General features: G+C 56.0%; 15 protein-coding genes. 9 read left to right on the forward strand and 6 right to left on the reverse strand.

What is annotated here, in order from left to right:
* Positions 1 to 1,545 carry a 2,3-bisphosphoglycerate-independent phosphoglycerate mutase gene (gene gpmM / locus IMQ33_RS08450; RefSeq protein ID WP_074029864.1) on the reverse strand — a complete coding sequence of 515 codons (1,545 nt, stop codon included), beginning with the start codon at positions 1,543 to 1,545 and terminating at the stop codon, positions 1 to 3.
* Positions 1,546 to 1,848: 303 nt separating this feature from the next.
* Here gpmM and IMQ33_RS08455 point away from each other — a divergent pair, with 303 nt between their 5' ends.
* The 7 genes from IMQ33_RS08455 (at position 1,849) to IMQ33_RS08485 (ending at position 7,225) form a co-directional block, all read left to right on the forward strand.
* The gene (locus tag IMQ33_RS08455) at positions 1,849 to 2,283 is read left to right on the forward strand and encodes a rhodanese-like domain-containing protein (protein WP_021807259.1); all 435 of its coding nucleotides are present in this window, start codon (positions 1,849 to 1,851) and stop codon (positions 2,281 to 2,283) included.
* Between the two features lie 26 nt (positions 2,284 to 2,309).
* Entirely contained in the window at positions 2,310 to 2,558 is a 249-nt protein-coding gene (grxC, locus tag IMQ33_RS08460) for a glutaredoxin 3 (RefSeq protein WP_024482902.1), read from the forward strand.
* An 83-nt stretch (positions 2,559 to 2,641) separates the two neighbouring features.
* A complete protein-coding gene (secB, locus tag IMQ33_RS08465; protein ID WP_021181865.1) occupies positions 2,642 to 3,112 on the forward strand; it encodes a protein-export chaperone SecB in 471 nt (156 codons plus the stop codon).
* Positions 3,112 to 4,131: an NAD(P)H-dependent glycerol-3-phosphate dehydrogenase gene (gpsA, locus tag IMQ33_RS08470; protein ID WP_024482901.1), complete on the forward strand. Its 1,020-nt coding sequence runs from the start codon at positions 3,112 to 3,114 to the stop codon at positions 4,129 to 4,131. Before secB ends, gpsA begins: the two co-directional genes overlap by 1 nt.
* Before the next feature lie 98 nt (positions 4,132 to 4,229).
* Positions 4,230 to 5,051, forward strand: a complete 822-nt coding sequence (gene cysE, locus IMQ33_RS08475; RefSeq protein ID WP_021181867.1) for a serine O-acetyltransferase — start codon at positions 4,230 to 4,232, stop codon at positions 5,049 to 5,051.
* A gap of 113 nt (positions 5,052 to 5,164) precedes the next feature.
* Positions 5,165 to 6,670 (forward strand): PLP-dependent aminotransferase family protein, encoded by a 1,506-nt coding sequence (locus IMQ33_RS08480; RefSeq protein ID WP_196061739.1) that lies wholly within the window; start codon positions 5,165 to 5,167, stop codon positions 6,668 to 6,670.
* Positions 6,671 to 6,769: 99 nt separating this feature from the next.
* A complete protein-coding gene (locus IMQ33_RS08485; protein ID WP_024527889.1) occupies positions 6,770 to 7,225 on the forward strand; it encodes a GNAT family N-acetyltransferase in 456 nt (151 codons plus the stop codon).
* 46 nt (positions 7,226 to 7,271) lie between these two features.
* On the opposite strand, the gene rhaM is transcribed toward IMQ33_RS08485, so the two are convergent.
* From rhaM to rhaB, 5 genes are all read right to left on the reverse strand, one after another.
* Positions 7,272 to 7,586, reverse strand: a complete 315-nt coding sequence (rhaM, locus tag IMQ33_RS08490) for an L-rhamnose mutarotase (protein ID WP_098929436.1) — start codon at positions 7,584 to 7,586, stop codon at positions 7,272 to 7,274.
* A gap of 16 nt (positions 7,587 to 7,602) precedes the next feature.
* Complete coding sequence (gene fucO, locus IMQ33_RS08495; protein WP_196061740.1) at positions 7,603 to 8,751, reverse strand: lactaldehyde reductase; 1,149 nt, start codon at positions 8,749 to 8,751, stop codon at positions 7,603 to 7,605.
* 67 nt (positions 8,752 to 8,818) lie between these two features.
* On the reverse strand, positions 8,819 to 9,643 hold the full coding sequence (gene rhaD, locus IMQ33_RS08500; RefSeq protein ID WP_065683752.1) for a rhamnulose-1-phosphate aldolase: 825 nt from the start codon (positions 9,641 to 9,643) through the stop codon (positions 8,819 to 8,821).
* A 10-nt stretch (positions 9,644 to 9,653) separates the two neighbouring features.
* Positions 9,654 to 10,910 (reverse strand): L-rhamnose isomerase, encoded by a 1,257-nt coding sequence (locus IMQ33_RS08505; protein ID WP_161738560.1) that lies wholly within the window; start codon positions 10,908 to 10,910, stop codon positions 9,654 to 9,656.
* Positions 10,907 to 12,322 (reverse strand): rhamnulokinase, encoded by a 1,416-nt coding sequence (rhaB, locus tag IMQ33_RS08510; protein WP_230326675.1) that lies wholly within the window; start codon positions 12,320 to 12,322, stop codon positions 10,907 to 10,909. Before rhaB ends, IMQ33_RS08505 begins: the two co-directional genes overlap by 4 nt.
* A 376-nt stretch (positions 12,323 to 12,698) precedes the next feature.
* Between rhaB and rhaS the strand changes: the two genes are divergently transcribed.
* Both rhaS and rhaR read left to right on the forward strand, forming a co-directional pair.
* Positions 12,699 to 13,520, forward strand: a complete 822-nt coding sequence (gene rhaS, locus IMQ33_RS08515) for an HTH-type transcriptional activator RhaS (protein ID WP_065683755.1) — start codon at positions 12,699 to 12,701, stop codon at positions 13,518 to 13,520.
* A gap of 85 nt (positions 13,521 to 13,605) precedes the next feature.
* Positions 13,606 to 14,445, forward strand: coding sequence for an HTH-type transcriptional activator RhaR (gene rhaR / locus IMQ33_RS08520; RefSeq protein WP_071683737.1), 840 nt, complete (start codon positions 13,606 to 13,608; stop codon positions 14,443 to 14,445).
* The last annotated feature ends 1 nt before the right edge of the window (position 14,446 follow it).

Below are 14,446 nucleotides of genomic sequence, written 5' to 3' on the forward strand. Positions count from 1 at the left end.
TTATTCCACGATGAACAGCGGCTTACCAGTCATCTCTTGCGGGATTTCCATTCCCATCAGTGACAGCATGGTTGGAGCGATGTCGGACAGTTTGCCACCTTCTACCGCTTTGGCGGGTTTACCGATGTAGATCAACGGCACTGGCAAGCTGGTATGGGCGGTGTGCGCCTGGCCGGTAGCCGGATCGCGCATTTGCTCGGCGTTACCGTGATCGGCGGTGACCAGCAGTTGGCCGTCAACGGCTTTCACCGCTTCTACTACCTGCTCAATACAGTTATCCAGGGTTTCTACCGCTTTGACGGCTGCATCATAGACACCGGTGTGGCCAACCATGTCGCCGTTCGGGTAGTTACAGATGATGGCGTCATATTTACCGCTGTGGATGGCTGCCAGCAGCTTTTCGGTCAGCTCGGCGGAGCTCATCTCTGGCTGTAAATCGTAGGTGGCCACTTTTGGCGAGTTGATCAGAATACGGTCTTCACCTTTGAACGGTTCTTCGACGCCGCCGTTATAGAAGAAGGTAACGTGAGCGTATTTTTCGGTTTCCGAAATGCGCAGTTGGGTTTTGTCATGCTTCATCAGCCACTCACCGAAGGTGTTGGCCAGTGAGGCTGGCGGATAGGCACAGGCGGTTTTGATGTCGGCGGCGTATTCGGTCAGCATGACAAAATCACCAAACTTGACCACTTTGCTACGTGGGAAGCCGTCGAAATCGGCATTGACGAAGGCGCGGGTGATCTGGCGCGCACGGTCGGCACGGAAGTTCATGAAGATTAACGCGTCGCCGTCGTTCATTTCGGCGCTGGCTTCGCCCGCTGCCTGGATCACGGTCGGTTTAACGAACTCGTCGTTTTCGCCACGGGCATAGGCAGCCTGCAGCGCGGCTACGGCGTTGTCGGCGGTGAATTCGCCTTTGGCCTGGGTCATCAGATCGTAGGCCAACTGTACGCGGTCCCAACGATTATCACGATCCATCGCATAGTAACGGCCGATCACCGTGGCGATACGTCCGGCACCCAGCGTGGCAAATTCGTCACTGAAACGTTTCAGTGAATTTTCAGCACTGCGCGGTGGAGTGTCGCGTCCATCCAGGAAGGCATGCAGGTAAACGGCTTTGGCTCCGCGTTGTGCGGCCAGTTTGATCATCGCCAGGATATGTTCTTCATGGCTGTGGACGCCACCAGGAGACATCAGGCCCATGATATGTACCGCTTTGCCTGCCTTCACGGCCTTGTCGACGGCGCTGGTCAGCGTTGCGTTGGTGAAGAAGTCACCGTCTTTGATCTCTTTATCCAGGCGGGTCAGGTCCTGATACACGATGCGGCCTGCGCCGAGGTTCACGTGACCGACTTCCGAGTTACCCATCTGGCCATCAGGCAGGCCGACATCCAGACCGGAAGCGGCAATCAGGGTATGTGGCTGTTGTTGCCACAGACGGTCCATGACCGGCGTTTTGGCGTTCAGGATCGCGTTGTCCTGTTGCTCTTCCCGATGGCCGTAGCCGTCCAGGATCACCAGTACCATGGGCTTTTTCTTGCTCGACATTGCAGTAACCTCTTTATGATCGTTTTAAGTTGTGAATAGCCATCAGCCCATTGGCACTGGAATGATGGCTATTCACCCTCTGGAACCTGATGATACTACAATGTGGCCGACTAAAAAGAGCCCAAAGAGATCAAAGATGCGGTGAACAGCCTCGACTTTCTCAACGTCATGACGGTAATTTTCCAGTGTACTCCGCAGTTTCTGCATTCCCGTTTGCTTATTGGCTGTATTTGACGCATTCGGCAGGTATACTCTGAAACCTTGACTTATTTTTCCCTTAACTGACGGGAGTTGTTACACCCCATGCTGCAAGAAATTATGCAATTTGTTAGCCGGCACCCCATACTTAGTCTGGCCTGGGTCGGTCTGCTGGCTGCCGTGATCGTCATGACCTTCAAGAGCCGTTTTTCCAAGGTTAAAGAGATCGCCCGCGGTGAAGCTACTCGCTTGATCAATAAAGAAGATGCGGTAGTAGTAGATACCCGTACCCGTGATGATTTCCGCAGAGGCCATATCGCCAACGCGATCAACCTGACGGCGAGCGAGATCAAAACCGGCAGCTTCGGCGAACTGGATAAACACAAGGCCCAGCCGGTCATCGTGGTCTGTGCCAATGGCACCACCTCACGCGAACCCGCAGAAAACCTGAGCAAAGCCGGGTTTGAACAGGTCTATACCCTGAAAGACGGCATTGCCGGCTGGAGTGGGGAAAACCTGCCGTTGGCACGTGGCAAGTAAATTTTAGTGTGATTGAAGGGGTTTCCATGGCTAACATTGAGATCTACACCAAGGCAACCTGCCCGTTCTGTCATCGCGCCAAGGCGCTGCTGAACAGCAAGGGAGCTGCGTTTAGCGAGATTGCCATCGATGGTGATAACGTCAAGCGCGAAGCAATGATTGCGCGCAGTGGGCGAACCACCGTGCCTCAGATTTTCATCGATGGCCAACATATTGGCGGCTGTGATGATTTACATGCACTTGATGCTCGCGGTGGGCTGGATCCGCTGCTGTAAACCAGCGGCGGTCCCACTGCCAAGATGTGGGTATTGCAACCACTGAGTGTCTCTAAGGATAGTTAACCAAGGGTATTACACACATGTCAGAACAAAACAGCACAGAGATGGCTTTCCAGATCCAACGCATTTACACCAAGGATATCTCATTCGAAGCGCCAAACGCTCCGCAGGTATTCCAGCAAGAATGGCAGCCAGAAGTTAAGCTCGATCTGGATACGGCTTCCAGCCACCTGGCAGACGACGTCTACGAAGTGGTACTGCGCGTCACCGTTACCGCCTCTCTGGGTGAAGAAACCGCATTCCTGTGTGAAGTTCAGCAGGCAGGTATCTTCTCCATCTCCGGTATCGAAGGCACGCAACTGGCACATTGCCTGGGTGCATACTGCCCGAACATCCTGTTCCCGTACGCGCGTGAGTGCATCACCAGCCTGGTTTCTCGCGGTACCTTCCCGCAGTTGAACCTGGCACCGGTAAACTTTGACGCGCTGTTCATGAGCTATTTGCAGCAGCAGGCGGAAGGCGAAAGCGCTGAACCTCATCAGGATGCCTGATGAATACCGTCAATGCTTCAATGACTGTAATCGGTGCCGGCTCGTACGGCACCGCTTTAGCCATTACGCTGGCGCGTAACGGCCACCCGGTAGTGCTGTGGGGGCATAACCCCGAGCAGATCCAGATTATGCAGCGCGATCGTTGCAATCAGGCGTTCCTTCCCGGCGTCCCTTTCCCCGATACCCTGTTGCTTGAAACCGATCTTGCTCGTGCATTAGCGGCCAGCCGTGATGTGCTGGTGGTGGTGCCTAGCCACGTGTTTGGTGACGTATTGCGTCAGTTGAAACCTCATCTGCGCCCAGATGCCCGCATCGTATGGGCGACCAAAGGTCTGGAAGCAGAAACGGGGCGGCTATTGCAAGACGTGGCTCGCGAAGCGCTGGGGGATACCATCCCACTGGCGGTCGTTTCTGGGCCAACGTTTGCCAAAGAGCTGGCGGCCGGATTGCCAACGGCGATCGCTTTGGCAGCCACCGACGAGCAGTTTGCCGAAGATTTACAGCAGCTGCTGCACTGTGGCAAAAGCTTCCGCGTCTACAGCAACCCGGATTTCATTGGGGTACAGCTGGGCGGCGCGGTGAAAAACGTGATTGCCATCGGTGCCGGTATGTCTGACGGTATCGGTTTTGGTGCCAACGCGCGTACCGCATTGATCACTCGTGGCCTGGCGGAAATGAGCCGTCTCGGCTCGGCATTGGGAGCCGATCCTTCCACCTTTATGGGCATGGCTGGGTTGGGCGATCTGGTGTTGACCTGCACGGATAATCAATCGCGCAACCGTCGTTTCGGTATTATGCTGGGGCAAGGCAAGGGCGTACAGGAAGCGCAGGATAGCATCGGCCAGGTGGTTGAAGGCTATCGCAATACCAAAGAGGTATTGGCACTGGCGCAGCGCTTTGGCGTAGAAATGCCGATCACCGAACAGATCTATCAGGTGCTGTACTGTGATAAAAATGCCCGTGAGGCAGCGTTGACTCTGCTTGGGCGCACCAAGAAAGACGAAAAGCACAGTGCTTGACCTTGGCTGCGGTACAGCAATGTATCGCGCCGCGACAATTTGATTAGGTTACCCTGCCGGGATCAGGCGGGGTAGTCTGTTTTGGCAGAGAGGAAGCGATGTCGTCAGAAGAGTTAGAACAGGTCTGGAGCAGCATTAAATCAGAGGCGAGAGCACTGGCAGATTGTGAACCGATGCTGGCTAGCTTTTTCCACGCGACCTTGCTCAAGCATGAAAATCTGGGCAGCGCGCTCAGCTACATTCTGGCGAACAAACTGGCCAATCCGATCATGCCGGCGATTGCCGTGCGTGAGGTGGTGGAAGATGCCTATCGTTCCGACGCACAAATGATCGTCTCAGCGGCCCGCGATATTCTGGCGGTGCGGTTGCGTGACCCCGCAGTAGATAAATATTCAACGCCGCTGCTATACCTGAAAGGTTTCCATGCCTTGCAGGCGTACCGCATCGGCCATTGGTTGTGGATGCAGGGCCGCCAGGCATTGGCGATCTATCTGCAAAATCAAATCTCGGTCGCCTTTGGGGTGGATATCCACCCGGCGGCCACCATCGGCTGCGGCATCATGCTCGACCACGCCACCGGCATTGTGATCGGTGAAACCGCCGTGGTGGAGAATAACGTCTCTATCCTGCAGTCGGTAACCCTGGGCGGGACGGGTAAAACCAGCGGCGATCGCCACCCTAAAATCCGCGAAGGTGTGATGATTGGCGCGGGGGCTAAAATCCTCGGCAATATCGAAGTGGGGAAAGGGGCCAAGATTGGTGCCGGTTCCGTGGTGCTACAGCCCGTGCCACCACATACCACCGCCGCAGGCGTGCCCGCACGTATTGTTGGCCGCCCGGAAAGCGATACGCCATCGATGGATATGGATCAGTACTTCAACGGTGCCAATCACGGGTTTGAGTATGGCGACGGTATCTGAGTAATTCCTCAGTCGTAATATCCCCAAATCCCATGTAAAACGCCGTGTGATGGCAATATCACACGGCGGTTTGTCGCTTACACCTTATGTTTTTCTCTCAGTGGAGCTGCGCCTTGAACCGCCTGACCGAAAAGCAGCTCCAGACTCTCTTGCTGCAAAAAAACCTCGCCAAGCAAACAGTCCCCGAAGTTTCATTAACTACGGCGCTGGCCGCTGCGTTCAAGACGATGATCCAGCAGGGTGAGTTCATCACGGGGCAACGTTTACCGGCCAGCCGTGCGTTGGCAGCCTCACTGCAGTTATCCCGAGGGACCATTGAGAACTGTTATACGGCGCTGGAAACCGAGGGATACGTCTGCAGAGAGGTGGGTCGGGGAAGCTTTGTTGCGCAAAGGCAGCAACCTTTGCTGGGTCTGACTAGTGAGCACTCAGCTGCACCTTCCGGCAGCCAGGTCACATTGAGCCGGAGATCGTCACAGCATACCAGGCCTGAATCAGGCAACCTGCCCCAGCAGCGGGCATTTGGCCCCGGCATGCCTGAAACCCGCAATTTTCCGATCCATACCTGGCTCAGGTTATATCAGCAAACCGTCAAAGAAGAGGGGTTGTCTATCTCGGCAGGCAGTAACTTGCAGGGCAATATTCACCTGCGGGAGGCCATTTGCGATTTCCTGCTGGCCGAGCGGGGCGTGAAGGCGCAGGCCGATCGAATTCTGATTGTGAGCAGTACGCAGCAGTCGCTGTCTTTATGTGCGCAGGTCCTGGCAGATGCTGGCGATAGCGTCTTTATCGAAAATCCGGGGTATACCGGTGCGATTAAAGCCTTCCAGGCGGCGCAGCTCAAGCCGATCCCGATTGCCGTTGATGAACAGGGGATTTGCACCGATGAAATCATTCGCTCGCAGGCTAATGCCAGATTTGTCTATGTCACCCCTTCCAACCAATATCCGACCGGTCGAGCACTTTCGCTGGCCAGGCGGTTGGCATTGATTGAGGCGGCAAAAGTTCGGGATATGTGGATCATTGAAGATGACTACGACAGCGAGTTCCACTACCAAGGCATTGCGACGGCCTGTTTGCAGGGGTTAGACCCCCATCAGCGCACCATTTATATGGGCACTTTCAGTAAAACCCTGTTCCCGGATCTGCATGTGGCTTATATGGTACTGCCAGAAGCGCTGGTAAAACCCATGACTACCGCGCGGGCGAATACGGACAGCCAGGTTTCGGGGATCGCTCAGCGAACGTTGGCAAAATTTATTATGCAGGGACATTACCGAGAACATGTCCTGACGATGAAGAAAATATATTCATCCCGTGCGGCGCTGTTTATTAATGAGATCAACAAGCACTGCGGCTTAAAGGTGAAGGTTATTGTACCTAACTGCGGCTTGCAAATACTCTGCCTGGCGGAAAGTAAACAACTTGAGCAAGAGGTTGCCCATCGCGCTGCCCAGTATAATTTAACCCTGAAAAGCCTTTCCGAGTTTTGTACTGCAGATATTCCCTTATCTGGTTGGCTGCTGGGTTTCGCGGCTCTGGATCCTATTGAGATAGCCTATAACGTCGAGCATTTTTCCCAGTTGCTAACGCGCTGTTTAAACGAGATGGATACTTAGCCGCTGAAATGGTCCGGTGTCTATAGCGGATTGGTCCATTAACCCCGCCCTATGGCATCGCCTATACTTGCGCCACTTTGAACATGCAGGGGCAGGACTATGTTGATGACTAAAAATGGCGTTACCATTAGGGACATAATCGCTTCAGATAGAGCGGGTTGGGAACATCTGTGGCAGCAATATCTGCACTTTTATCGTGCCGATGTCAGCGCCGAAATTACCGAAAAAACCTTTATCCGCCTGTGCCAAAAACAGGATTTGGTCGGCCTGGTCGCCGTTAACGATCAGGGGCAGATCCTCGGCTTTATGCATTTGGTTTATCACGCCTCGACGTGGAGCGATAAAAACTATTGCTATATTGAGGATCTGTTCGTTGATAAAAGCGCGCGGGGACAAAACGTGGCGGAGAGCTTATTTACTGAAGCTTATCAACAGGCGGAAGTGAGAGAGTCAAGCCGCGTTTACTGGATGACCCAGGAGTTCAACTCCTCTGCCCGTTCGCTGTACGATAAAATCGGCCAAAGAACCTCGTTTATTATTTATAGTAAAAAATAGTACGGCGTTAATAATAAGGCGACGGGGTTTAACCGTCGCCTGTTGATTATTCTAGATAAAACACTTCACGTAGCGGTGAGCTGACCGGGCTATGATCAGGATTGCTTGGCATCACGTCGCCCATATGCTGCCACCAGCGCTGGCAGACGGCGGTGTTGGCCACTGCATCCCAACGTTCTTCTGACTCAATCTCCACATAGCCAAACAGCAGGTGGCGTGCTTCGTCCAGGAAGATGGAATAGTGGTGTGCGCCGTGCTCCTTCAGCACCTGTTCCAGCTCTGGCCAGATCGGACTGTGACGTCGCTGGTATTCGGCGTGCTTGTCCGGGTTTACCTGCATCACAAAAGCTTTACGGATCATAGATTTTCCTTAAGGATCACAGCGCGGCTAAATACAGTGCACGAACCTGTTCGCGATCTGCCGTGCGTGGGTTGCAAGGGGCACATGGGTCAGCCAGCGCTTTATCCAACCAGCCTTCGATATCGGCTTCCTTGATACCCAGGGTCGAGAAGCCTGTCGGGATGCCCACGCGCAGCGAAAGCGCGCGAATGGCGGCTATCGCCAGATGGCTGGCCTGTTCTTCGTTCATGCCTTGCGTGTCTGCCCCCATTGCCTGCGCAATACGGGCAAAGCGAGCCACGGCATTCGGGCGGTTAAACTCTTCGATTACCGGCAGCAGGATGGCATTGCAAACGCCGTGTGGCAGATTGTGGGTCGCGCCTGGCTGGTGAGCCAATGCGTGCACCAGGCCAAGCCCGGCGCTGTTGAAGGCCATCCCCGCCAGGTATTGCCCATAGGCCATCATTTCCCGCGCTTGCAGGTTTTTGCCGTCATCTACCGCGGCAGGTAGCCAGGTGCTAATCAGGCGGATGGCTTCCAGCGCCGAGTGATCGGTCAGCGGGTGAGCGTCCACGGAAACATAGGCTTCCACCGCGTGGGTCAGCGCATCCATACCGGTGGCGGCAGTCACGCTGGCGGGAATATCCAACATCACCTGCGGGTCGTCCACGGCGATGTCAGGAATGATGTTGGTGTCGATGATCACTTCTTTGACGTGGCGCAGGCTGTCGATGATCACCGCGTTGCTGGTCATCTCGGCTGCGGTGCCTGCAGTGGTATTGATCGCCACCAAAGCTACGCCCGGATGTTTGACTTTGCCAACGCCGGAATAGGCGGTAGAGGGGCCAGGGTTGCCGGTGAGGATTTTGATCGCCTTGGCGGTATCGATTGGGCTGCCGCCGCCGAAGGCAATCAGATAGTCGCACTGCTGCTGTTTGAACGCTTGCCAGCCTTGCTGCACCAGTCCTTCGGTAGGGTTGGGAAATACCTCATTGAACATGGCATAAGGCAGAGCATGCTGCTGCATGGCGTTGAATAGCCCTTCCAGCAGGCCGAGTTCAACCAACTGACCGTCGGTGACGATCAGCGCCTTACCCCATTGCTTCTGTGCCAGCAGCTTGACCATATCTTCAATGGCGCCGCAGCCGTGCAAACTGATTTTCGGTAATGCCAGCATGAAACTCATGATATTGCTCCTGAAATGAGAAACCGTTGTGATGCGCCCGCCGTAGCGGACGCAGGGCACCGATGTCTCAATCCTTGAGCGCGGCGGCCAGTGGCGTTACGCCGAAACGCTTGGCCAGCGCCGTCAGTTGGCTGCCGGAAATGGTTTGCTTCTTGCCACCCATCGACAGCACTTTCACCATGATCTCGGCCGATTTTTCTGCGGTGTCGATCAGGCCGAAAGCGTCGTCCAGCGTTGGGCCAGAGCCGAAAATGCCATGGAACGGCCACAGTACCAGGCTGTGTTCCTGCATCTGTTCGGCGGTCTGGGTGCCGATGCCGTCGGTTCCTGGCACCATCCAGGGAACGATGCCTATGCCGTCTGGGAACACCACCAGGCACTCGGTGCTGCCTTCCCACAACAGGCGGGTGAAGCTGGCGTTGTCCAATTCCTGCACAAAGCTTAGGGCGATCAGGTTGGTGGCATGGCAGTGCATGATGACGCGATCACGGCCAGAGGTGACGTTCATGCGCACGATGTGCGACTGGAAATGCGCCGCCAGTTCCGAGGTAGGAAAACCTCCCTGAGAAAGCCCCCAGTGGATGTGGTATGCGGTGCCGTTGTGGTTCAGTTGCAACAGCACCAGATTCTCTTGCGGCGCCAACTGCACGTTGCGGAAGAACTTGCCTGAACCGGTGACCAGGAACCAGCAGTTGGCCAGTTCGGTTGCCGGTTGCGTTAGCTCTACGCAACGCGGATCGGCCACAAAATCGCTACGGAAAGGCTCAACATCTTCCGCCAAAAGCCGCAGGCTGACGTTGCCGCCGTTGCGTTCATCCCAGCCTTTTAGCCACATGTCGCTGGTGGCTTTGATCATGCCCTGGACGAACCAGGAGGAAACTATCTGTTGCATTGCGCTACCCTTAACGTTGGCTGAGGATCTGTTGTTCGTAGTTGCGTACGTTGTTGAGCCAGCTGGCATCGGCCGGGACATCGTTACGCTGGCAGTAGGTTTCCCACACGGCTTGCCATGGCAGGCATTTCTGTTCTTCCAGCAAGGCCAGGCGGGCGGTGTAATCGCCGCTCTCTTCGATCTTGCGCAGCATCTCGGTCGGCTCCAGCAGCGCACGCAGCAGGGCTTTCTTCATGTTGCGGGTACCGATCACCCAGGCGGCGATGCGGTTGATGGAGGCGTCGAAGAAGTCCAGGCCGATGTGGACGCGGTTGAACAGGTTGTTGCGCACGATCTCACCGGCAATCGCCTGCGTTTCGTCGTCCAGCAGCACTACGTGGTCACTGTCCCAGCGTACCGGGCGACTCACGTGCAGCAGCAGGCGTGGTACATACAGCATGGCGCTGGAGATCTTGTCGGAGATCACTTCGGTTGGGTGGAAGTGGCCCGCATCCAGACAGAGTGCGGTCTGGCGGCTGGTGGCATAGCCGAGATAAAACTCGTTGGAACCCACGGTGTAGCTCTCTGCGCCAATGCCGAACAGCTTGCTTTCCACCGCGTCGATATGGTGTGCCGGGTCGAGTTTTTCGCTAATCACTTCGTCCAGCGCGCTCATCAGACGTTGGCGCGGTGCCAGGCGATCGATCGGCGTATCTTTCATACCGTCCGGGATCCAGATGTTCATCACCGAAGGCGTACCGAGCTGTTCGCCAAAATAGGCCGAGACGCGGCGGCTAGCCTGGCAATGCTCAATCCAGAACTGACGGATTTCCGGGTTGGCATGTGACAGCGTAAAACCGTCGGCGCTCAGCGGGTGCGAGAAGCATGACGGGTTGAAATCCAGCCCCAACTGGTGCTGTTTGGCCCACTCCACCCAGTTTTTAAAATGGCGTGGTTCAATTTTGTTACGGGCTACCGGGGTATCAGACTCCAGATAGATCGCGTGCAGGTTCAAGCGTTTTGGGCCAGGGATCAGCGCCAGTGCCTGTTCCAGATCGGCCCGCAGCTCTTTGGCGTTGCGCGCTTTGCCCGGGTAGTTGCCGGTGGCCTGAATGCCGCCGGTCAGGGAGCCTTCCGGATTTTCGAACCCGGCCACGTCATCTCCTTGCCAGCAGTGCATTGACACTGGCAGGCTCTCCATAGCGTTGATAGCGGCTTCAACGTCCACGCCAACGGCAGCAAAGCGCTGTTTTGCCAGTTCCCAAGCTTGATCGATCGAGCTTTTCATATGCAAAGTTCCTTAGGTAATTGACTCAACGACTGAAATTGCGACCAGTGGGCGGCAAAGTCTGGATTGTCGCGAGGGGTAAAGTGTTGTAGTGGGAAGTTCTGTGCCACGATGCGGCGGAATTGTCCAATGTCGCTGACGGCGTCCAAGGCCATCAACTGGCAGCCGACGTTGCCCAGGGTGGAGGCTTCGATTGGCCCGGCGCTGATGGCCAGCCCGCAGGCATCGGCACACAGCTGATTAAGAAAATGGTTCTGGCTGCCGCCGCCGACGATATGCAGATGGCTGAGTGGGCGGCCGTGCATCGTCGCCAACTCCTGTGCGACCTGGCGGTAGAGCATGGCGAGGCTGTCGAAGATGCAGCGCACCAGTTGGGCTGCGGTTTCCGGCACCGGCATCCCGCGCTCGCGGCAGCTGTCCTGAATGGTTTGGCACATGTTGGCTGGGTTGATAAAACGATCGTCATTGGGGTTAACTAATGAACGACAGGCTGGCTGTTGGGCCGCCTGAGCGATCAGGGCTGGCAGATCGCTGATGTTCAATTCCTGCGTTGCGCGTTGCAGCAGCCAAAGGCCCATGATGTTTTTCAGCACGCGATAGCCCGTTGCGCCGCCCTCATTGGTGATATTGGCCGCCAATGATGCCGGGTGAACCACCGGGATTGGGCTTTCGATGCCCATCAGCGACCAGGTGCCGGAGCTGAGATAGGCGGCATTGGCATCTTGCAATGGCGTTGCAAGTACCGCGCTGGCGGTGTCGTGCGTTGCCACGGCAATCACCGGGATCTGCTGGCCGCTGGGGCTGGTCCAATAGCCCACGCGGTTGCCTGGTGGCGTTGGTTTGCCAAACCAGCTGGCAGGTACCCCGGCCCAGGCCAACAGTTCCTCATCCCATTGATCGCTTTCAATATTCAGGAGCTGGGTGGTGCTGGCATTGGTGTATTCCCAGTTCAGTTCCCCCGTCAGGCGAAAGTGCAGGTAATCTGGGATCAGCAGCAGGTGAGCCACGCGATCTAACAGTTCTGGCTGCTGTTCGCGCAGGGCACGCAGCTGGTACAGCGTATTGAAAGGCAGGAATTGAATGCCGGTGCGTTGGTAAATATTACTGCGGCCCAGATCCTGCTGGGCTGTTGCCATCAGCCCCTGAGTGCGGGCATCACGGTAGGATACGGCCTGGCCGACCCGCTCACCTTGCGCATCCAACAGTACAAAATCGACACCCCAGGTATCTATGCCGATGCTATCAAGGTGAATGCCTTCGGCATCAAGCTGTAAGAGTGCCTGGCGGATATTGCCTTCCAGCGCATCCAGATCCCAACAGTCTTGCCCGGCCCGGTGCTGCAAACGGTTGGTGAAGCGGCTGACTTCACGCAACTGGAGTTGTTGCTGTTGCGGTTGATAGCTCGCCAGCATCACTCGTCCACTGGAGGCTCCAAGATCGATGGCGACAGTATTGCGAATAGTCATGAGAGAAAGCCCGTGATTGCTTGATGCGAGCAGTGTAGGAAGTTGCCGCTGCCTGGGCCTTCTCGCCACTGCCAACGCCTGAGGGGGATTGGCAAAATGGCAAAGGTAAAGGTGAAGTAGCTCACAGTTTGCGACTCGAGCCGGTTTTCGCCCGGTTGTGACCTTGTACGCATTTCTCAACATTGCTACGGCTTTCTTAAAAAACGCGCAGCTTTAGCGCGCTTTTCGGTCAAAACCTTAAGGTTTGTTGCCGGGCGCTTCTCTTACTATCGATTACCGACGTTGCGCGGTAATCCCGCCGCGCCAAAGCTCTGGGGGCAAGATGAACCTATTGCACAGTAGTGATTTTTTCCCTTCCTGCAGCGCGCCCGTGGTGATCGAACCCCGCGAACCGCAGCAGGCTTTTCCAGAACATCATCATGATTTTTACGAAATTGTGATTGTCGAACAGGGGGCAGGGGTGCATGTGTTTAATGGCAACCCCTATACCCTTAACAGCGGTTGCGTCTGTTTTGTGCGCGATCACGATCGCCACCTGTTTGAACAGACCGACGGCCTGATCCTGACCAATATTCTGTTCCGGGCGCCGGACGCCTTCCGCTTTGTCTCCGGCGTGGAGCAGTTCCTGCCGCGCGAGGCCGATGGTGTCTACCCGGCCCATTGGCGCATCAGCCAGCAGGTGTTGCAACAGGTCAAGGGGTTGATTGCGCAGCTCGTGGCGGCACCTGCAGGTGAGCGGCCAGAAGAGATAGCGCTGCATGAAAGCGTCTTTATGCAGCTGTTGGTGCAGCTGTGGCAGGGCTGTCTGGCCCGGCAGGGGGACGATCAGGAGGGGCGTTTGCATCAGCTGTTGGACTGGCTCCAGGGCCACTATGCTGAATCGATCGAATGGTCCGAACTGGCCGATCGCTTTGCCATCCCGCTGCGTACGCTGCACCGGCAGCTGAAACAGCACACCAACATGACGCCACAGCGCTACCTGACCCACCTGCGTTTGCTACAGGCTCGCCATATGCTGTGCCACAGCGATAGCAGCATCACCGATATCGCTTTTCGCTGCGGTTTCGGCGACAGCAACCATTTTTCGACCCTGTTCAAGCGTGAGTTTACCTGCCCACCCCGTGCGCTACGTGGTATGCGCTAGCGGCGTGAAAATCACGACTGCATCAATTTTCCTCGCCGCGTGTTCGGCAATAATGCCCAGTCGTACCAACCAGGAAAGGTGTGAGATGAGGGAGACGTTACTGTTAGAGAGCCGCGATTATCTGCCCTCGGTACAGATGCCGGTGGCCGTGGCGGAGCGCTATCCTCAGATGGGATTTGCCACGCATACTCACCAGTTTTGCGAGATTGTGATCGTTTGGCGTGGCAATGGCCTACACGTGCTGAACGATCGCCCTTACCGGATCACCTGCGGGGATATTTTTTATATCCGTGCCAGCGATTGCCACAGCTACGAGTCGGTACACGATCTGGTGCTGGATAACGTCATCTATTGCCCAGAGCGTCTGCGATTGAATGCCCAGTGGGAAAGCCTGCTGCCGCCGTTTGATACCTCCAGCGAGCGCTACTGGCGGCTCTCTACCCAAGGCATGGCGCAGGCCCGGCCGATTATCGCCCAGCTTTCGCAGGAGAGCCGTAAAACCGATTCGTTATCAATCCAGTTGACGGAGGCTTTGTTGCTGCAATTGGCGATCGTGCTCAAACGCTATCGCTATGCGGTGGACTGCGTGCATATGTTGCCGGACGGGGAACAGTTGGATTTGTTGATGGCGGCGCTGCAGAGCGGCATCGACGGCGACTTTGATCTGCCGGCTTTTTGTCAGCAGCATCAGTTGACCGAGCGGGCGCTGAAGCTGCTGTTCCGCCAGCAAACCGGCATGACAATCAACCACTATCTGCGCCAGATCCGTTTATGCCAGGCCAAGCGTCTGCTACGCCGCAGCGAATACCGCATCAGCGATATTGCCGCCCGATGCGGGTTTGAAGACAGCAACTATTTTTCCGTAGTGTTCACGCGCGAGGCCGGAATGACCCCGCGCGAGTATCGCCAACGGTTTATCGCCTAGA

The sequence above is a fragment of the Serratia sp. Res13-Sevr-LER1-36-b genome, assembly GCF_015673035.1.
Taxonomy (GTDB): domain Bacteria; phylum Pseudomonadota; class Gammaproteobacteria; order Enterobacterales; family Enterobacteriaceae; genus Chania; species Chania fonticola_C.